Annotated in this window: 21 protein-coding genes; 13 read left to right on the forward strand and 8 right to left on the reverse strand. The window is 38.7% G+C overall.

All coding sequences use genetic code 11. From position 1 onward, the window contains the following. Nucleotides 1–7 precede the first annotated feature (7 nt). From rnr to IEX65_RS13920, 7 genes are all read left to right on the forward strand, one after another. A complete protein-coding gene (gene rnr, locus IEX65_RS13890) occupies nt 8–2353 on the forward strand; it encodes a ribonuclease R (protein WP_188766684.1) in 2346 nt (781 codons plus the stop codon). Between the two features lie 220 nt (nt 2354–2573). Continuing rightward, complete coding sequence (locus tag IEX65_RS13895) at nt 2574–3479, forward strand: TIGR01777 family oxidoreductase (protein WP_188766685.1); 906 nt, start codon at nt 2574–2576, stop codon at nt 3477–3479. 58 nt (nt 3480–3537) lie between these two features. After that, nucleotides 3538–3930 (forward strand): HIT family protein, encoded by a 393-nt coding sequence (locus IEX65_RS13900; protein ID WP_188766686.1) that lies wholly within the window; start codon nt 3538–3540, stop codon nt 3928–3930. A gap of 4 nt (nt 3931–3934) precedes the next feature. After that, nucleotides 3935–4216, forward strand: a complete 282-nt coding sequence (locus IEX65_RS13905) for a hypothetical protein (protein WP_188766687.1) — start codon at nt 3935–3937, stop codon at nt 4214–4216. Nucleotides 4217–4281: 65 nt separating this feature from the next. Beyond that, on the forward strand, nt 4282–4503 hold the full coding sequence (locus tag IEX65_RS13910) for a type II toxin-antitoxin system Phd/YefM family antitoxin (protein WP_188766688.1): 222 nt from the start codon (nt 4282–4284) through the stop codon (nt 4501–4503). After that, nucleotides 4500–4754, forward strand: a complete 255-nt coding sequence (locus IEX65_RS13915) for a Txe/YoeB family addiction module toxin (protein ID WP_188766689.1) — start codon at nt 4500–4502, stop codon at nt 4752–4754. Before IEX65_RS13910 ends, IEX65_RS13915 begins: the two co-directional genes overlap by 4 nt. Nucleotides 4755–4872: 118 nt before the next feature. Next, nucleotides 4873–5937, forward strand: a complete 1065-nt coding sequence (locus IEX65_RS13920) for a carboxypeptidase-like regulatory domain-containing protein (RefSeq protein WP_188766690.1) — start codon at nt 4873–4875, stop codon at nt 5935–5937. A gap of 134 nt (nt 5938–6071) precedes the next feature. Here the strand turns inward: IEX65_RS13920 and IEX65_RS13925 are convergent, their stop codons facing one another. From IEX65_RS13925 to ribD, 7 genes are all read right to left on the reverse strand, one after another. After that, nucleotides 6072–7058 carry an NAD(P)H-dependent glycerol-3-phosphate dehydrogenase gene (locus IEX65_RS13925; RefSeq protein ID WP_188766691.1) on the reverse strand — a complete coding sequence of 329 codons (987 nt, stop codon included), beginning with the start codon at nt 7056–7058 and terminating at the stop codon, nt 6072–6074. 156 nt (nt 7059–7214) lie between these two features. Then, nucleotides 7215–8615 carry an efflux RND transporter periplasmic adaptor subunit gene (locus IEX65_RS13930; RefSeq protein WP_188766692.1) on the reverse strand — a complete coding sequence of 467 codons (1401 nt, stop codon included), beginning with the start codon at nt 8613–8615 and terminating at the stop codon, nt 7215–7217. A gap of 119 nt (nt 8616–8734) precedes the next feature. Next, entirely contained in the window at nt 8735–10210 is a 1476-nt protein-coding gene (locus IEX65_RS13935; RefSeq protein WP_188766693.1) for a TolC family protein, read from the reverse strand. A 229-nt stretch (nt 10211–10439) separates the two neighbouring features. Continuing rightward, nucleotides 10440–10877, reverse strand: a complete 438-nt coding sequence (locus IEX65_RS13940) for a hypothetical protein (RefSeq protein WP_188766694.1) — start codon at nt 10875–10877, stop codon at nt 10440–10442. Further along, nucleotides 10855–11319 carry a DUF5362 family protein gene (locus tag IEX65_RS13945; protein ID WP_188766695.1) on the reverse strand — a complete coding sequence of 155 codons (465 nt, stop codon included), beginning with the start codon at nt 11317–11319 and terminating at the stop codon, nt 10855–10857. The genes IEX65_RS13940 and IEX65_RS13945 overlap by 23 nt, the downstream gene beginning before the upstream one ends. 81 nt (nt 11320–11400) lie before the next feature. After that, on the reverse strand, nt 11401–12201 hold the full coding sequence (gene proC, locus IEX65_RS13950; protein ID WP_188766696.1) for a pyrroline-5-carboxylate reductase: 801 nt from the start codon (nt 12199–12201) through the stop codon (nt 11401–11403). A 78-nt stretch (nt 12202–12279) separates the two neighbouring features. Continuing rightward, nucleotides 12280–13233, reverse strand: a complete 954-nt coding sequence (ribD, locus tag IEX65_RS13955) for a bifunctional diaminohydroxyphosphoribosylaminopyrimidine deaminase/5-amino-6-(5-phosphoribosylamino)uracil reductase RibD (protein ID WP_188766697.1) — start codon at nt 13231–13233, stop codon at nt 12280–12282. Between the two features lie 122 nt (nt 13234–13355). Here ribD and prmC point away from each other — a divergent pair, with 122 nt between their 5' ends. The 3 genes from prmC (at nt 13356) to IEX65_RS13970 (ending at nt 15647) form a co-directional block, all read left to right on the forward strand. After that, entirely contained in the window at nt 13356–14243 is an 888-nt protein-coding gene (prmC, locus tag IEX65_RS13960; RefSeq protein WP_188766698.1) for a peptide chain release factor N(5)-glutamine methyltransferase, read from the forward strand. A 76-nt stretch (nt 14244–14319) separates the two neighbouring features. Continuing rightward, nucleotides 14320–15291 (forward strand): AAA family ATPase, encoded by a 972-nt coding sequence (locus IEX65_RS13965; RefSeq protein WP_188766699.1) that lies wholly within the window; start codon nt 14320–14322, stop codon nt 15289–15291. A 50-nt stretch (nt 15292–15341) separates the two neighbouring features. Continuing rightward, nucleotides 15342–15647, forward strand: coding sequence for a hypothetical protein (locus IEX65_RS13970; RefSeq protein WP_188766700.1), 306 nt, complete (start codon nt 15342–15344; stop codon nt 15645–15647). A gap of 65 nt (nt 15648–15712) precedes the next feature. On the opposite strand, the gene IEX65_RS28180 is transcribed toward IEX65_RS13970, so the two are convergent. Continuing rightward, complete coding sequence (locus IEX65_RS28180; protein ID WP_188766701.1) at nt 15713–17242, reverse strand: zinc-binding dehydrogenase; 1530 nt, start codon at nt 17240–17242, stop codon at nt 15713–15715. A gap of 237 nt (nt 17243–17479) precedes the next feature. Between IEX65_RS28180 and mraY the strand changes: the two genes are divergently transcribed. The 3 genes from mraY to IEX65_RS13990 all read left to right on the forward strand — a co-directional run bounded on the left by mraY (nt 17480) and on the right by IEX65_RS13990 (nt 20054). Continuing rightward, nucleotides 17480–18700: a phospho-N-acetylmuramoyl-pentapeptide-transferase gene (mraY, locus tag IEX65_RS13980; protein ID WP_188766702.1), complete on the forward strand. Its 1221-nt coding sequence runs from the start codon at nt 17480–17482 to the stop codon at nt 18698–18700. A gap of 200 nt (nt 18701–18900) precedes the next feature. Beyond that, complete coding sequence (locus IEX65_RS13985; protein ID WP_188766703.1) at nt 18901–19410, forward strand: YciI family protein; 510 nt, start codon at nt 18901–18903, stop codon at nt 19408–19410. After that, entirely contained in the window at nt 19407–20054 is a 648-nt protein-coding gene (locus tag IEX65_RS13990) for a peptidoglycan recognition protein family protein (RefSeq protein ID WP_188766704.1), read from the forward strand. Before IEX65_RS13985 ends, IEX65_RS13990 begins: the two co-directional genes overlap by 4 nt. Nucleotides 20055–20065: the final 11 nt, after the last annotated feature.

The following is a 20065-nucleotide window of genomic DNA, read 5'->3' on the forward strand; positions in this document are numbered from 1 at the left end:
ACAAACAATGGCAAAAAACAAACAAAAATCATATTATGACCAACTAAAAGCCGAGATATTGGCTTTTTTGTCGGTGAATATTGAGCGTCCATACACTTTACAAGACCTATTTACGCACTATGATGTAAAAAACAAGCAAGAAAAAGCCTTGTATGGAATGCTTGTGGAAGACCTTCTCGAAGAAGGCAAAATTTATCAAATAGATAAAGGAAAATATACGGTTGATGTCAACGCAAACGCTGTCGTTGGTCGCCTCGACCACGTAAATCCAAAATTTGGCTTTATCAGATACGATGACACAAAACCCGATATTTGGGTAGATGCCGATGACCTAAAAGGTGCAATCGACGGCGATTTAGTAAAAGCCACCATCTACGGAGAATTTTATAAAAAAGGTAATAACCCCGAAGGTGCAGTTATTGAGATTATTGAGCGTGGTCGCAAAGAAATAGTGGGTAAAATTCAAGTTTTTGGAAATTATGCCCTCGTTCGCCCCGACCACAAGAACCTGCACGACGATATTTTTATCCCGAAAGATAAAATCAATGGTGCAACGAAAGACGATTTAGTTATCGTAAAAATCGTTGAATACCCAACCAATGTTCAGCAAGGAGTTGGTGAAGTAACCGAAATCTTAGGAAAATCGGGCGATAATAACGCAGAAATGCACGCAATTTTGGCCGAATTTGGTTTACCAATCAGATTCGATAAAGCAATTGAGGAAGAAGCTGCAGCCATTTCGGAAGTTATTACGGAAGAAGAAATCAAGAAAAGACGAGATTTTAGAGAGATTCTGACTTTCACGATTGACCCGCACGATGCCAAAGATTTTGATGATGCTCTGAGTTTTAGAATTCTTGAAAATCAGAATTACGAAATCGGCGTTCATATTGCCGACGTAACGCACTATGTGCAAGAAGGCACAAGGCTCGAAGAAGAAGCCCTCAACCGTGCCACTTCGGTATATTTGGTTGACCGCACAATTCCGATGTTGCCCGAAAAACTCTCGAATAACCTTTGTTCACTTCGTCCGCACGAGGATAAACTGACGTTTTCGGCGGTTTTTGAAATGACCCACGACGGACGATTGATAAACGAATGGTTTGGCAGAACGGTTATTCATTCTGACCACCGATTTACGTACGAAGATGCTCAAAAAGTATTGGAAAACGAAGAAGGCGATGTGCTGAATCCTGCAACGGAACCGGATGAAATTCTTGAAAAATATCGTTTCCCACTACATACGCTCAATCATTTAGCAAAGATTCTTAAAAAAGAGCGTTTCAGAAACGGAGCGATTAATTTTGAAACCAACGAAGTAAAGTTCAAACTCGATGAAACTGGCAAGCCGCTCGGTGTGGTGTTGAAAATCAGAAAAGATGCCCACAAGCTTATCGAAGAATTTATGCTTTTGGCCAATAAAAAAGTGGCGGAGTTTGTTTTCAAACTTAAAAATGAAGCAAATTCAGAAGCCAATACGATGGTCTATCGTGTGCATGAGCCACCAAATCCTGAGAAATTACAGAACTTTGCCAATTTTGCTGGTCGATTTGGTTTTTCAATCAAAACTGATTCGGATAAGACCCTATCGAATTCGATGAACAAAATGATGGCCGAAGTTGAGGGAACGCCCGTACAGAATGTACTGGAACAACTGGCAGTTCGCACGATGTCTAAAGCTCGTTATACAACAGAACCTTTGGGGCATTTTGGCCTTGCTTTTGAGCATTACAGTCACTTTACGTCGCCTATTCGTCGTTATCCTGATATGATGGCACATCGACTTTTGCAACATTATCTAACGGCTTTACCGAAAGATAGAAATAAGGTCTCGCACGATGAATATGAGAAGAAATCGAAACATTCGTCTGACCGAGAAAAGCTCGCTGCCGAAGCCGAAAGAGCCTCAATTAAGTACAAACAAGTAGAATTTATGAGTCTGCAAGAACGTCGAACAATTTTCACGGGCGTTGTGACAGGCGTAACTGATTTCGGGATTTTTGTGGAAATAACTTCTACAAGTTGTGAAGGAATGGTTCGTTTAGCTGATTTGAAAGATGATTTTTACGAATGGGATAGAAATAATTATCGAGTTGTAGGAAAACGCACAGGTCGAGTAATCAACTTTGGCGATACCGTGAAAGTAACCGTAAAAGGCACTGACTTGGAGCGTAGAAGCATGGATTTGGAATTGGTAGGCCTGGAAGGAAAATCAATGCCTGCGAGCAGTACGAAACGAAGTAATAAAGATGCTACAAGTAGCCGAGGCGGTCGAAGAGAAAAACCAAGTCGAACTGCCCCAAAAAGCAGCCGAACAAGCAGTAAAGACAAAGGCAAACGAAAGAGGAAGTAACTGGTTATTGGGAATTAGCGGGCGGCGTTCCGTTTATTGATTAATCGGTTTTCGGAAACAATTCTAATCTATAAAGGTTAAATAAACAGGTAAGTAGCTGAATGACTATTTACCTGTTTTTTGTTTACGTCATTTTAAATTTACATTCTGATACATTTTGCAAAAACGTCCAAATTGGACGTTCCTACGTGTAAAATTTGACTAATAAAATTAATCGAAAATGAATATTCTAATTACAGGCGGCACGGGTATGATTGGGCATCGGCTCACCGAATTACTTTTGGCAAAAGGCCATAAGGTTTCATATTTGAGCAGAAAAAAAGAAAAACTACCCAATGTAGAGGTTTTTCAGTGGGATATTCAGAAAGGATATATCGAAGAAGGTGCTTTAGAGGCGACTGATTATGTAGTCCATTTAGCAGGAGCAGGCATAGCCGATAAACGTTGGACTGACGAACGCAAAAAAGAAATCATCGATTCTCGAATTCAGCCGATTGAGTTGATTAATAAGCATTTACAAGAAAAAAACATTCAACTCAAAGGCTTTATTTCAGCATCTGCTATCGGGATTTATGGCGGTGATACGGGTGATGTTAAATTAGATGAAAGTAGTGTTTTAGGAAATGACTTTTTGGCCGAATGTACCAAACTTTGGGAAATTCATGCAAAAAAAGTTACGAATGCTGCTCGAATCGTGAGCGTCAGAATCGGTATTGTTTTGAGCGAAAAAGGTGGAGCTTTGCCTAAACTTGTTCAACCTATTCGCCTTGGTTTTGGGGCAGCTCTGGGAAGTGGAAAACAATTTATGTCATGGATTCACGTAGATGACCTTTGTGGAATTTTTGTAAAAGCCATCGAAGATGAAAAAATGCAGGGGCCGTATAATGCCGTTGCACCAAATCCTGTAACGAATCAAGAAATAACAAACGTTGCTGCGGAAGTGCTGAAAAAGCCACTTTGGCTACCGAATGTTCCGAGTTTTGCATTAAAATTAGTTTTCGGAGAAATGGGAATTGTCGTAACTGGTGGTAACTTTGTGCAGAACAAAAGGCTTTCGCAAGAAACCAATTTTCAGTATAAATTTACAACTATTAAAGACGCATTGAGAGATTTATTGGGGAAATAGTCAACTGTCCACGGTCGGCAGTCAACAGAAAAATAACTCATAATTCAGAACTCAAAAAATGGCTTCCATATTTTCAAGAATTATTGCAGGTGAAATTCCTTGCCATAAAATTGCCGAAAACGACCAATATTTTGCATTTTTAGATGTATTTCCGTGTGCAGTTGGCCACGTTTTGGTTGTTCCGAAACAAGAAATAGATTATCTATTCGACCTCAGCGATGAGCTTTATGCGGGTCTGATGGCTTTTGCCAAACAAATCGAGCCAGCCATTCGTAAGGCAGTACCTTGCAAGCGTGTAGGTGTTGCTGTTATTGGTTTAGAAGTACCTCACGCCCACGTTCATCTGATTCCAATGAATAGCATGAGCGATATGAATTTTCATAATAAACTAAAACTTTCACCAGAAGAACTCGCCGAAACTGCTGCTAAAATCAGAAGTTTTCTCAATTAATATCATGGAAATTATTTATGCCATTATCATTGCGATATTACCTTTGTTTTTATCGCTAAGAACTATTTTTTTGCTTCGTAAAAATCCGAAAATATCTGATTTTATGAAAAGCATCATTATCGCTGTTTTGTGCGGAATAATTTTGGTATCAATCAGTGTAAGTGTGCATCATTTCATGAATCTTGCCGATGCAAAATCTAATATGAGTGTGGGCGTCCTGACGAGCGTACAAATCATTATGTCAGGCGTAGTATTCTTGGTTTCGAGGGTTTTGAGTAGGGTTTAAACTCGCCTATTTTTCTTTGACACTTTTCATAATTAATGTATATTTGTTTATTAAAACAAAATAATATGTCAACGCAGACTTTGATAATTGAGGCTGAAAACGATAAAATAAAAGCACTTAAAGCCTTTTTAACAGCTTTTGGTATAAACTATCGAATCAAAAAAAATAGCTCCAAAGATACAACTGAGTACTTGATGAGTAATCCTAAAAATAAGAAAAGATTGCTGGAATCAATTGAGCAATTAAACAATGGCACTACCGAAACTCATAGCCTCATTGAAGCATGAATCTGATATGGACACCTCATGCTTGGGAGGAATATACTTCTTGGCAAGATGTTGATAGAAAAATTGTCAAAAGAATCAACGACCTTATAAAAGAGTGCTTACGAACACCTTTTGAAGGTAAAGGAAAGCCAGAACCTTTGAAAGGAGATTTAAGTGGTTTTTGGTCGAGAAGAATAACTGATGAACACCGACTTGTTTATAAGGTTAGTAGTACAGAAATAGCTATTGTTCAATGCAGAAATCACTATTGATTTCTACAATTCGAGTATTTTAAATCTACAAAAAAATTTCTGAAAATATTTTCAAATTTTCTTATGGAAATTTAAACTCATAAGCATCAATATTCCAAAACCTAAAATATTGATGCCTATGAAAAATACTCTTCAACTCTCGGTTTCTCAACCTTGTCACGAAAATTGGGATAATTTTACCCCTACTCCTTCTGGAGGTTTCTGTGGGTCTTGTCAAAAAAACGTACGAGACTTTACTCAAATGTCTGATACTGAACTCATTGCTTATTTTAGAAATGCTGCAACTAAACAAAGTGAGTCGATGTGTGGTCGTTTTCGAGATAATCAACTTCAAACCAAATACGATATAAATCAGTGGTTTCCAGAATGGATTATTGAAGAAAATCAACTCTTCTACGAAATTCCTATTAAGAAATTATCGAACAAGAGCTTACGTATTGAATTACCCAGTTTTTCAAACAAACACTTTATCAGAAATTCGATTGCAGCAATGCTGATTTTGAGTTTTTCGGTCAATGCACAAAAGAAAATAATCTCAGGCAAAATTACTGACGCCAATGATGGCTCCGGCCTACCTGGTGTTTCGATTCAGATTGTGGGTACAGAGAAGGGGGTAATTTCAAACACTGATGGAGAATACAAAATTGAAGTTGAGAAAAACCAAAAATTACGTTTTGGTTTTGTGGGCTATGAAACCCAAGAAATTAAAGTCGAAGATAGCCCTAATATCAATCTAAAAATGGAAGGTGAAATAATGGGAGAAGTTGTGGTGACATCTTATGCCAATAGAAAGGGGAAAGTTGCGTTAGGAGGCTATATTAGTGTAATCAGTGGCAATATTTGCCCCATTGAAGATGCTCAAGAAAAACTTCCTCAACCGACAAGGCTATCTATTTACCCAAATATCGCACGAGCAAATGATATTTTTCTAAAACCAGAAGCACTCGAAACCGAAAATGGAACAAAAGCGACTGCTTTTGGTAAAATAGAAAAACTGGAAGTTTATGATTATTATACAGGAAAAAACTTCAAAATAAGCTATAATAAAGAACCAAATGGTGAGCTAAAACTTGATATTTCAAGAATGCCTAATGGGCTTTATGTAGTCAGGCTTTTGCAAGAAAACGAAACTGCTATCGAAAAACCTATCGTTTCGATTGCAAGATTAGTTATTGAAAGATGACTTATTGATTTCTTTCGGTGGGGTTCGACTACCCACCGAAAAATAGGTCACGTTACTGAAAAAAATCCAAGTTTTTCTTCGATGCCTCGTTGCCTGAGCGAAGTCGAAGGTAACGAGGCATCGAAGAAGAAGAATCACTTCAACTTCCCTTTCAAAACCTCAAATTCTTTCTTTAAAGAAGCATTTTTATAAAGAGTCTGATACGCAAAATCTGTTATTGGCATATCTATTTCGTGTTGCAGCATCATTTCGTAAATACATTTTACGGCATAATAGCCTTCGGCAATCATATTCATTTCGAGTTGAGCCGCTTGTACGCTATATCCTCGACCAATCATATTGCCAAAAGTACGATTTCGGCTAAATTGTGAATAGGCCGTTACGAGCAAATCGCCCAAGTAGGCAGAGGCACTTAAATCTCGCTCCATTGGTGCAATCACATCAACTACTCGCCTGATTTCTTGCATGGCGTTTGAAACCATTACTGCTTGAAAATTATCTCCTCCACCTAATCCGTGTGTGATTCCGCAAGCCAAAGCCACGATATTTTTCATTACTGCGGCATATTCTACGCCATAAATATCAGCCAACACCGAGGTTTTCACGAATCGGCAACGCATCAATTCTGCAAATTCAGTAGCCAATTCGATATTCGGAGAAGCGATTGTGAGGTACGATTGTTTTTCAAGAGCCACTTCTTCTGCATGGCAAGGACCAGCGATGATTCCCATATTTTGATGAGAAACGCCATAGTTTTCCGCCAAATAATCTGTGATAAGCTGATTACTTTCGGGAATCATTCCTTTGATAGCTGAAATGATTTTTTTATTGACTAAATTCTCTGCTGATATAGATTTAACGGCATCACTCACAAAAGCCGCAGGAACGGCCAAAATCACCCATTCGGTGCCTCGAAGTGCTTCTTTAAGATTAGTATAAGGTTTAACTTTAGAAGGATGAACCTCAACGCTACTCAAATATTTGGGATTATGGTGGTGTTTTTTTATATGCTCCACATCACTTACGCTTCGCATCCACCACTTTATTTGCACATTTCCTTGACTCAATATCTTTACGATTGCCGTAGCCCAGCTTCCTCCACCGATTACTGTGATTTTCATTCTATTCAAACGATTATGAACAAGTTTGGAAACTTGTTCTACTTTTTCGATGCTAAGTAAATTAAAAGACTTGAATAAAAAAAATAAGGAAGCCTTCGCTTTGAGCGAAGACTTCCTTAGATGCACTATATAAATAGCTTAAAATAAACTCACTATCTATTCCTTCTTCTTGTCTTTATCGTCTTTTTTAGCCTCTTTTTTCATTACGAGTTCGCCATCTTTCAGTTTTTTAGAAACTGCAATAAATGGCCCCGAAACGATTTCTTCGCCCTCTTTCAAACCACTAATCACCTCGATTGTGCCTGCAGCTGTATCAGTAATACCAGTTTTTACTTCACGAATCTTCACTTTGTCTTTATCATGAATAAATACTACTTCTTTAGGCTTATCTTTTTTCGTAGGTTTTGGCTCTTGCGTAGCTTCGACTGGAGCATCATTATCTTTCTTCACATCGGTGCTTACAGCATCGTCGGCACCACGAGTGGTTACGGCGGCAATTGGTACACTCATTACACCCAGTTTCTTCTCTGTTACGATGTCAACCGTGGCAGTCATACCTGGTTTGAATGGATATACTTTGCGAGCCTTACGGTCAACCAATTCACGGTAAGATTCTGGCAAAATTCTAATTCTTACTTCAAATTCCGTTACGGCATCGGTTGATGCAGCCGCCAACGTACTTGTACCCGAACCGTTAGCCGTATTAGCTATCTCGGTAACAATTCCTCTGAATTTTTTTCCAGTCATGGCATACGAATCTACATCAATGATGGCTGTATCGCCCAAACTTACACGCACAATATCATTTTCGTTTACATTGATTCTAACTTCCATGTTATTCAAATTTGCAATACGAAGTATTTCTGTACCAGCCATTTGTGAAGTTCCAACAACCCTTTCACCTAATTCAACGGCCAGTTTCGATACAATACCGCTCATTGGTGCGTAAATACTTGTCTTACGTAAGTTTTCTGAAGCATCTTTCAAGCCTGCTTCGGCACTTTTTACGTTAAATTTCGATGCCTCTACACTTGATTTAGCAGCTTCTAAATCTTGACGAGCAACTTTCAAATTAGTTTCTGCAATTTCTAAATCAGATGCCGAAACAACTTTTTCATCAAATAATCTTTTTTGGCGATTATACTCGGCTTGGGTTCTTACCAAACGAGCTTCTGCTTGAGCAATCGTTGATTTTGCCTGCTCCGCACTTGCTTTGGTCTGATTCACTACGGCTTCGGCACGTTGTGCAATCGAAATGTAGTTTTCTGGCTGGATTTTCAATAATAGTTGTCCTTTTTTCACAGAATCACCTTCTTTTACGTACAAAGCAATGATTTCGCCCGGTACGTCAGGCGTGATTTTCACTTCAACTTCAGGCTGAATTTTTCCCGATGCCGAAACGGTTTCTGTGATATCAGACTTTCCAACTTTCACAAATTCAACTTCAGTTGGTTTTTCCTTACCAATCCAACCTTGTTGTTTTGCAACCAATAAAAATATAACAAGTAGGGCAACAACGCCACCCAAAATCCACCAGAGTCTATTTGATTTTTTCATTGAGAAATTTTATTTAGTCCATAGTCGATGGACGTCAGTAATAGTATTTGGTTATTGGTTACTTGTTATCGGTAGCTTGGTTATCCAAATAACCAGTAACCAATAACTAATCACCACGCTTAAAACGAAAGCGGTTTATTTTGATAATAATCTAAAATCTTGATTCGGAAAATATAATCGTATTTGGCTTGAATCTGATTAATTCTGGCACGGTCGAGGTTAGTTTTTGAAATGCTATAATCTAAGGCATTCAACGACCCAACATTGAATCTCGATTCTGCCGCACGGAAAGATTCCTCTAAAGCTCTTACTTGATTACCCAAAGCCGAATATCTTTTGGCCGAGTTTGTGAGGTTTACGTAGGCTTGGTCGATGTCCTGACGCAAACGTAAGCGTACATTTTCGGCTTGCACTTCGCTTTGTTTTTGATTGATTTGGGCAGTTGTTAATCTAAACTTAGTGCTGTAACCATTAAAAATTGGAATTCTTACACTTAACCCTAAAGAAGCATTGCTATTACCTCCTAACTGACGGAAATAATTGATTTTTTCACTCGTCGAACTCGATGTTGGCAAAAAGGCAATAACGGGATAGCGAGTTCCGCCTACATTTACATAACCAGCTTCGGTTTCAACAATTTTTTGTGTAACGCTCACGTTTTCAGCAGCGGTCGAATAAGATGAGTTCAAACCTGCACTGGCTGTTACGACTGGCATTTTCAAGCCTTTGGCAATATCAACCGATTTCTGTGAAGCCTTTACACGCATATCAGCCGCTTGCACATCAGCTAAAAAGCTCTGAGCAATTTCATATACTTGTGCTGCTGAATTTGGATAAGGCTGAATATTTGGGTTCGGCACCTCAACTCTAACAACTTCAATATCACGGTCAGCACCTGCATTCATGAGTTGTTTTAGTGTCAATTTTGCTGAAATAATGGCGTTTTCGGCATTTACAACGCTTACCTCGTCATTTGCCAATTGTGCTTTTATATCGTAAAGATTTGTTTCGGGCAATGAACCTGCATTGACGAGCTTTTGTGTACGCTCAAGCTGGGTTTGTGTAACTTCCATTTGGCGTTGAGCAACTGCCAATAAATCTTGCTGAGAAAGCACATTCAAGTATCCTACCACAATATTAAGCGTGATTTGGTTTTTCATGGCTTGCAAATCAAGGCGAGAAGCTTCTAAATTCAGTTGATTTAGGGCAATGCCATTGCGGGTTTGATAACCATCAAAAAGGGTTACGCCACTATTTAAACCAAAACCATTTGAGCCAACTGTATTCGTAATGATACCATTGGTGTAGGGGTTGATATTTCGACCTGAGAAAAGGTTGAAGTTTGTTCCGCCATTAAGTGTTGGATACCTTGCCCATTTCGATTGTTCGAGGGTGTTGAGTCCCTGCTCTACCTGTAGGCTATTTTGCTTAATTGAAAGATTATTTTTCAAAGCAAAATCAATGGCTTCTTGCAAAGTCACTTTTTCTCCTGTTGAAGTAGTACGCTCTCCACTCCCTGACACAGCCGAGGACTGTGCGAAGGTAATGGTATTGGCAAGAAGAAAAGTTGAAAGTAAAATTTTAGCTAATTTCATACGAATGTTAGATGCTGAGGTCAAAACTTTTTCAAACCATTGAGATGCAATAGTGGCTTTGACACAACAATCTTACGAAAGATTCGTATATGCAGGGTATAAGAAATGGATAAACGGTTTTATTGAAGTGTAGAGTCGCAAATGGCTATTTTGAATATTGTGGTAAATAAGCAAAACAGCGATTCAGCTTAAAACAGAATCGCTGTTAAAACTTCTTCAAAGGCCTGATTTAGTGTGTAGGTGCGAAGCTATTTTGAAATTGATTAACCCAATAAATCAAATAAAATGTGCTTACCCAAAACATTGCTAATACCACACAATTAGCAATAAAACAATACTGAAAATGAAGACGTAAGAGTTTTAGTCCATTATTCATTTCATCAAATTGCTCGTGGTAGCTTGCTTTATAAAGTTTAATCGAAGAGACTGTCAGCAAAATGGCAGGAACAAGAAAAAACAATAGTACGAACAATGGTGAAAGATATGGATGAAAAGGGACTGAGATAAAACTACTGATGGAAATTTTGCCACCATCTTCTGTAATTAAACCTTGCGAAAAAGCATAATACAGAAAAAGACAAACATTAAAAATACTTAAAATTCCGATGATTCTCCCCCAGCGACTCATCGAAATCAGCGAAGCCCTAGAATGATTCGTTATATCCATTGTTTGAGAAGTTTAATGATTTAACAATAATTATAAAAATCGAAATACTCACAGCTACTATAATGAGACCATAAGTCTCAAAGTATTTGCTTAGCTCTTCCAAAGTTTCGTCAAATTCATCTTGATTTTTTTCGATGATTGCCTTTTTTAAGTCATAGCCTAATCGGTTAAGTTTAGCACTCGCTAATACAAATACAACTGAAGCGATGATGCCAATAATGTACAAAAAATAAGGAACTGACTCAAAGCTCAAGTATTGAGCGTAACGAAAAAAGGCAACTCCAACAAAGGAAGAAAGCAGTAAAATAGTAGAAAAAAAACAAACAATAGTGCCAATCATTATTCCACAAAAACCCATGTTTTTGTAGAATCGACTCATGTTTGTAAATTCATCAATATCAGCCTTTGAAAGCTGAAAGAGAGCAGTTTGTTCTGTGGTCATTTGTTTATAGTTTTTATTAAACAGCAATTTGTTGTGAAAAAAGGTAGAGTTTCGATAAATTCAAAACCCTACCCTCAGACTTTATTTCGATAATTCTTTAGCTCTATTTTCGGCCGCCAAAATACCTTTCGAGATTCCTTCTGGAATATTATTTTCTTCAAAAGTTCGCAAAGCTGCTTCGGTTGTTCCGCCTTTTGAAGCAACAGCTTTTATCAAATCATCAAGGCTCTGTTCGGCATTATTGATGAGGTGATACGAACCCAACATAGTTTGCTTAACGAGCAAGCTGGCCATTCCTTCATCAAAACCCATTTTCTTGCCAGCTTCAATCATGTGCTTCACAATATAGTAAAAATAGGCTGGCCCACTACCACTCAATGCCGTTACGGCATCAATCATACCTTCGTCTTCCAAATAAACTGAGCGGCCTGTTGCATTGATTAAATTCTCAACTTTGCGGAGTTTCGGAGCATCAACTTCGGGCGAAGCCGTAAAACCAGTAATTCCCATACCCAACATTGCGGGCGTATTTGGCATGGCACGAACCACTAATTTATGGTCGAGAACAGTTTGGATTTTAGACATCGGTACACCTGCCATAATTGACAAAACCACTTGTTGCGGCTGAATAACAGCACGGAGTTCGTCTTGAACTGAAGCAAAATCCTGTGGTTTTACCGAAAGGATAATCAACTCATAATCAGCAATTTGCGAGTTAATTACACTCACAACCATGCCTTCTTTGGCTGTGCGGAGTGCTTCGCTTCGCTCTTGACTTTTTTCGATAAGGAGTAAATCTTCTTTTTTTACTAAATCATACTGCAAAAATGAGCGAGCAAACGCCATACCCATATTTCCGCAGCCTACGATGGCAATTTTCATGATAACTGTTTTCTTTGGAGGAAGTATTTAAAATACAAAAATAGAATTTTGAAGGCATTAATCCGTAATAAATAACGCTTATTTATCTGACTGATAAATGGTTAGCTCATCGTCCAACAGGTTTTGCCGAGACATTATCGTAATATTTTTAGGCAAAACAGGTGCCAAAATTCCTTTTTTTAGTTGCTTTGGGCTTTTAAAAACCCTGATTTCGTCAAATAAATTGGCATCAATAAAACTTTGTAAAAGCTGCGTTCCGCCTTCAACGATGATTGATTGTATTTTTTCTTTTTGATACTCTTCCCACCCAAAAGGGTCAGATAATATCAATGTTTTTACTGAATCATCGAATAAATGTAGGTCTTTCGGCAGACGATTACTTCTGTCAATTACAATCCGTATGGGATTTCGACCTGTCCATTCTCTTACGTTTAGCCTTGGATTATCGTGTAAAGCTGTATTTGTTCCGACCATGATGGCATCTTCTTTGCTCCGCCATTTATGTGAAAGTTTGTGCGAAAGTGCATTACTAATCTTAATTTGCTCGAAATTTTCGCCCGCAATAAAACCATCGGCAGTTTCGGCCCATTTCAAAATAATGTAAGGTCGGTTTTTCTCAACTACCGTAAAGAAACGAGCATTCAATTGCCTTCCTTTTTCTTCTAAAACTCCCGTAACTACCTCAATACCAGCATCAAGCAGTTTTTGAATACCTTTCCCTGCAACTAATGGGAAAGGGTCGTGATTGCAAATCACTACTTTCTTTAATTGGTGCTTTACCAGTAAATCGGCACATGGAGGTGTTTTCCCAAAATGCGAACAAGGTTCGAGCGTCACGTAGGCGGTTGCTTCGGCAAGTAAGGTTTTATCTTTTACAGAGTTTACGGCATTTACTTCGGCGTGCCAATCACCATATTTTTTGTGCCAGCCCTCACCGATAATTACATCGTTATGCACAATTACACAGCCAACCATCGGGTTCGGACTTACACTTCCTCGACCGATTTCGGCCAGTTGTAAGGCACGGAGCATATATTTTTCGTTGAAATCCAATGGAATTAATGATTGAATTAGTGAATGAGTGAATGAATGAATATTTTTGCAATAAATGTGGAGCGAACATCCTGTTCGCATATCTTAGTAAATGCAAATCTATGCAATCAAGCAAACAATTATACAATAATTTACTACTACAAATTACGGCCTACGAATCACAAGAAGCAAAAGAAATTGTTTTTTGGTTGATGGAATTTTATTTAGGTCTTAGAAAAATTGATATTCTTGGCGATAAATCTTTTGAAAAGGACATTGATTGGGCAAATATTATCGAAAGATTAAACACCAATGAACCAATCCAATATATTTTGGGAGAAACCGAATTTTACGGACGAAGATTTTTAGTCAATGCTTCGGTACTCATTCCAAGACCCGAAACCGAGGAGTTGGTAAAATACATTGTTGAGAAACAAAAAAAACAATTTCCAGTAACCAATAACCAGTTATCAATTCTCGATATTGGTACAGGAAGCGGCTGTATTTCCATTTCACTGGCGAAAGAATTGCCGAATTTTAAAGTTACGGCCTACGATATTTCAGAAAAAGCCCTCGAAACTGCAAAAAGGAATGCAGAACTGAATAAAGCCGACGTAACTTTTGAAAAAGTAGATATTTTAAATAATCAATTCTTAATTCTTAATTCTCAAGCGGAACGCCGCCCGTTCTCAATTATCGTCAGCAATCCTCCGTACGTAACGAAGCAGGAAATCGACCGAATGCAGAAAAATGTACTGGATTTTGAACCACATTTAGCACTTTTTGTTGAAGATTCTGAGCCATTGATTTTCTATGAAGCAATCGCCAATTTTGCATTCAATAACCTTACTGAAAATGGTTTAGTAGCAGTTGAAATCAATGAAGCTTTGGGCGAGGAAACAGCCGATGTTTTTAGAAGAAGAGGCTTTTCTGAAGTAGAAATTATTAAAGATATTCATCAAAAAGATAGGTTCGTGAGTGCCATACTTCATAAAAAAGATGGGGAATGATGGCGGCTTTTTGATGCTTTTTGTTAACTTCACGTTTTAAAGACTCCACAATTTTGAAAATTGTGCTACAAAATATATGGAAACCTCAAGAATTTTACATAAAAAAATAAGAGACGTTTTTGCTGAAACTGGAAAAGTGGTGATTGGTCAGGAAAAATTGATTAATCGCTTATTGATTGGGCTTTTTACGGGTGGACACATCCTGCTCGAAGGCGTTCCAGGATTAGCTAAAACCAAGACTATCAACACTTTAGCAAAAGTTTTAGATTTAGGTTTCAATCGTATTCAGTTCACGCCTGATTTACTACCTGCCGACCTTGTGGGTACGATGATTTACAACCAAAAATCAGGCGATTTTGAGGTAAAAAAAGGGCCAATTTTTGCGAATTTGATTTTGGCCGATGAAGTAAATAGAGCTCCTGCAAAAGTACAATCGGCACTTTTAGAGTCAATGGCCGAAAAACAAGTAACTATCGGCGACGAATCTCATAAACTCGACCGTCCGTTTATGGTAATGGCTACCCAAAACCCCGTTGAGCAAGAAGGAACTTACCCCTTACCCGAAGCCCAAGTTGACCGTTTTATGATGAAAGTTTTTGTTGATTATCTCAATAAAAATGATGAGTTAGAAATGGTAAGAAAAATTGCCAATCTGAACGAAAACTACGTACCGAAACCTATCCTTGATAAAGAAGAAATTGCAGCAATCGGGCAAGAAATCAACAGGATTACCATCTCAGAAATGCTCGAACGTTATATAATTGAGTTGGTTTTTGCTACTCGTCGACCAGCCGAATATGGTCTAAAAGATGAAGCTCGTTACATTCAATTTGGGGTTTCACCACGTGCGGGAATTTCGCTCTATAATGCAGCCAAAGCACTTGCATATTTTGATGAACGAGACTACGTTTTACCCGAAGACATCAAGGCTCTCGTACACGATGTTTTCAACCATCGAATTATACTAAACTACGAAGCCGAAGCCGATGGCCTTACCACCCACGAAGTGATTGATAATGTACTGAAACGTGTAGCGATTGGGAGGTAAATTGATGCAGTAAAAATGAGTTTTTACACAACATAAACAGTTCAAAATTTATGAAAACGCTACTCTTTTCTCTGTTTATCTGCACAGCAGCAGCGGTGCAAGCTCAAACTTTACCTCGTTCATCAGAAAAAAGTCTTACCGATAAGTTTTCGGATAAATTAAAGCCATCAATTCAGTATCCGTCGTATAAATTTAATTTCGATGAAGGATATAAAACAATAAAGTCTTCGGATAGACCCAATATTATTACCTATAAAATGCCTGTGAAGGATGTTAAAGCCGATAATTCGGTTATAAGAGTCTATGAGCCAGATTCTCTTTTTAAGTCAAATATGATTGTTAAGAAGTATAAATAATATGTAAGGTCTGCACGCAGGTCTGACCAATTTAAAAGCCAGACCTGTGATGCAGACTTCAATTTCTACTCATAAACCACACTCAACAACTCCGCCACACAAGCGGGTTTCTCAGAGCCTTCTAACTCAAAAACAGCATCAATGATGAGTTTAGCTCCGTTGGGTTGCATATCTTCTACATCTTTCAAAGTAGCTTTCATACGCACACGACTACCCACAGGCACGGGCGAGATAAAACGTACTTTATTTGTGCCATAATTCAGTCCCATTTTGGCAGATTCTACCTTAAACATTTCGTACATGAATTTTGGAGAAAACGAAAGCGACAAAAATCCATGAGCAATCGTCTTTCCGAATGGCGACAGTTTAGCTTTCTCTTCATCCACATGAATCCATTGGTCATCGAGGGTTGCGGCGGCAAAAGCATTGATTTTATCTTGTGTAAGCGTCTGCCAATCTGATGTGCCGAGTGGGTTGCCAATATGATTTTTTAGGGCCGCTAAATCTTTAAAAATCAGCGTTCCAGATTGCTCAATTTTAGGATTTTCAGTCTTCAAAATAGCTCCCTCCCTATCGGGGAGGGTTGGGGAGGGGCTATAGCTTGGCATTTGCACATCATCCGACATTACCACTACTGCTTTCCCGACCACTTTTCTATTCATCAAATCATTTAGTGAATCGGCCGCTTCGGCGAGCGAGTAAAGTTTATGAATATGCGGACGTAAATTTCCTTTCATAAAATACCCCGCCAGTTCTTGAATGTTCTTGAAGTTTTGAGCAGGTTCTTTTTCGGCAAACTGTCCCCAAAAAACGCCAACAATCGCACAGCCTTTCAATAATGCTAAATTCAGAGCAATTTTTGGAATTTCGCCCGCCGCAAAACCAACTACCAAGTATCGTCCTTTCCAAGCAATCGAACGGAGAGCTGGCTCGGCATATTTATCGCCCACGGCATCATAAATCACATCAACGCCTTTACCTTCGGTAATACTTTTTATTTTTTCTCGTAAATCTTCGCTTGTATAATTTATCGTAAAATCTGCTCCTTTTTCTCGGCAAATGGCCAGCTTTTCATCGCTCGAAGCTGCTGCAATTACAGTTGCCCCCATCAATTTCCCTAATTCGACTGCCGCCAAACCTACACCACCCGCTGCACCGAGTACCAAAAGGGTTTCTCCTGTTTTTAATTCGGCACGGTCTTTCAGAGTGTGGTAAGATGTACCATAATTATACATCACCGAGGCTGCCGTTACGAAATCCATTTTGGGTAACATCGGAAACACCCTACGAGCATCGACCAGCACTTCTTCGGCCATTCCGCCCCAGCCAGTCATGGCAAAAACTTTATCGCCTACTTTTAGGTGCTTTACGCCCTCACCTACTTCTTTTACAATGCCCGAAACCTCACCTCCAGGTGAAAAGGGCAGAGCAGGCTTGAACTGATATAAATTTCTGATAATAAGCGTATCTGGAAAATTGACGCTACACGCCTTGATACTTATTACGACTTTACCAGCTTCGGCTTTCAAAGCGGGTAAATCCTCCAAAACGAGGGTGTCGGGCATACCAAATTCTTTACAAAGAAGAGCTTTCATTATGGTTTTTGTTTTGTTAAATAGTTATTTTAGTCCACGGTCGATGGTCAACAGGCTACAGTTAGGTCTTAGCCACAAACTTACAACTGTGAACTGTCGACAATTGACTGTTGACTTAAAAATTGAGACAAAAAACGTAAATATCACGCTCATTTTTTACTTTTTTTAGCCATTTATTTCTTAGGTTTTCAAAAAAAAGTATCTTTGCCAGTACTTTCCTATAAATTCTAATGTCCTATGCTTTACTACTTATTTACTTACCTTGACAAAGCCTTCGATTTCCCAGGGGCGGGTGTGTTTCAGTACATTACTTTCCGTGCGATGGGGGCTATCGTTTTCTCACTGCTAATTGCCTCAATCTTCGGAAAACGAATCATTCTTTTACTGCAAAATCTTCAAATCGGAGAATCAATCCGTGACCTTGGCTTACAAGGACAAATGCAAAAAAAAGGAACACCAACGATGGGTGGTTTCATTATTTTGGCATCGTTGATGATTCCAGTATTGCTTTTTGCTAAGCTCGACAACGTTTATATTGTGTTGTTGATAATCGCTACTCTCTGGACTTGCGGTATTGGTTTTGCCGATGACTATATCAAGGTTTTTAAGAAAGACAAAGAAGGCTTAAAAGGTCGATTCAAAATTATTGGTCAGGTAGGCTTAGGCCTAATTGTGGGTCTGACACTCTATTTTAATGACTACGTAAAAATCAGAGTTTACGAAAAAGGCAAAATTGCCAGCTCAATTGGTGAAATTCAGAAATACACCGATGTTCATTCATTGACTACAACAGTTCCATTTTTTAAAAACAACGAGATTGATTATCAGATATTTGGTAGTTTTTTACCCGAAAGTTTGGCTTGGTTGCCTTATGTTTTGGTTGTAATTTTTATCATCACGGCGGTTTCAAATGGAGCAAATATCACCGATGGAATTGATGGTTTGGCAGCAGGAACTTCGGCAATTATTGGTATAACTTTAGCCGTTTTTGCTTATTTATCGGGAAATAAAGTTTTTGCACAATACCTCAATATCATGATGATTCCGAACTCGGGCGAGGTCGTAATCTTCTGTGCCGCCTTTGTCGGGGCCTGTATTGGCTTTCTGTGGTACAATGCTTATCCTGCACAAGTTTTCATGGGTGATACGGGTAGCTTGATGCTCGGAAGCGTGATTGCAGTATTGGCTCTGGCACTCAGAAAAGAATTATTGATACCTGTCATGTGCGGAATTTTCTTGATTGAAAATCTTTCGGTGATTATGCAGGTAAGTTATTTTAAATACCAACGTCGCCGTCGAGGCTTAGAATTTGCCCAGCAAAATCGTTTATTCTTGATGTCGCCTTTGCACCACCACTACCAGAAAAAAGGCTACCACGAAGCTAAAATCGTTACTCGTTTCTGGATTATCGGTATCGTGTTGGCGGTGGCTTGTTTGGTAACTTTGAAGCTAAGATAATTTTAGTATTCCACAGTCAGTAGTCTACAGTCCACAGCTTATGACTACGTTGGGTTCTATTAAATACTTTCACGCAAAAAAACTTCTTCTCTGATTTTGCACAGAAGAAGTTTTTTGTTTTTAAGCCTTCATTCTTTTTACGCATACTACATTTTATTCCTATCTTTGAAAAGTAGATTTTAGTCAAAACTTTCGCAAAAATGATAAATCGTCAAACCTTCCTCAAAATATTCTTATTCGTAGCCATTGCTTCGGCGTCATATAGCTGTTTAGTTCCTGAGAAAAAACGAGTGGCACAAGTCGATACAACCGAAGCTGGTTCGGGGATTGATAGTGTTTTAGCTGTCCACTTGGGTGCCGATGAATACGGCATGAAAAATTATGTGATGGCTCTACTGAAACGAGGACCACGCCGTTGGATGATTGATTCGGTAACGGCTTCAAACCTCCAAAAAGCACACATGGCTAATATCACACGTTTGGCAGATGAGGGTAAATTAGTAGTTGCTGGGCCATTTACTGATAATACTGACTTAAAAGGAATCTATGTTTTTGATGTAAAAACGATTGAAGAAGCCAAAAAACTCTGCGAAACCGACCCCGCAATCAAGGCTGGCTCATTGATGATGGAATTGCACCCTTGGTATGGTTCGGCGGCGATGTTACAAATTCCCGCTATTCATAACAAAATCGCTAAAAAACAGCCGTGAGAAAATCGTTGATAGTTTTATTACTGCTCGCAACATTGCAGTCATTCGGGCAAAAGTTAAAGATTGTTGAAAAGCCAATCATCTGGGATTCAACTCGCATTGCTTTATCGGTAGAATATCTCAAACAACGCCACGGAATTGAGCAAACTCAACCAACTATTCGCCCTAAAATGGTTGTGGTACATTGGACGGCCATTCCAACCTTCGAAAAATCGTTTTTTGCCTTCAATTCCTCAACATTACCAAACGCCCGCAAAGAGTTACAAAACGCCAGCCAACTCAATGTTTCGGCACATTATCTGATTGATAGAGACGGAACAGTTTATCACCTAATGCCCGATACACTTCTGGCTCGCCACGTAATCGGACTTAACTATTGTGCAATAGGTATAGAAAACGTAGGAGATGGCAGTAAAAACCCATTAACCGAAGAACAATTTAGAGCCAACTACTTATTAATCAAACAATTACAGAAGAAATATAAAATAGAATACCTCATCGGGCATCACGAATACACAAAGTTCAAAGGTTCAAAAATTTGGAAAGAAACTGACCCAAATTATCAAACTGTAAAATCTGACCCGGGTGATGATTTTATGAATAGATTAAGAGAGAAATTTAAGAAACTTCGTAAAGAGCCGTGATAAATATAAAA

It is taken from the genome of Emticicia aquatilis (assembly GCF_014644295.1).
In the GTDB taxonomy this organism is placed as follows: domain Bacteria; phylum Bacteroidota; class Bacteroidia; order Cytophagales; family Spirosomataceae; genus Emticicia; species Emticicia aquatilis.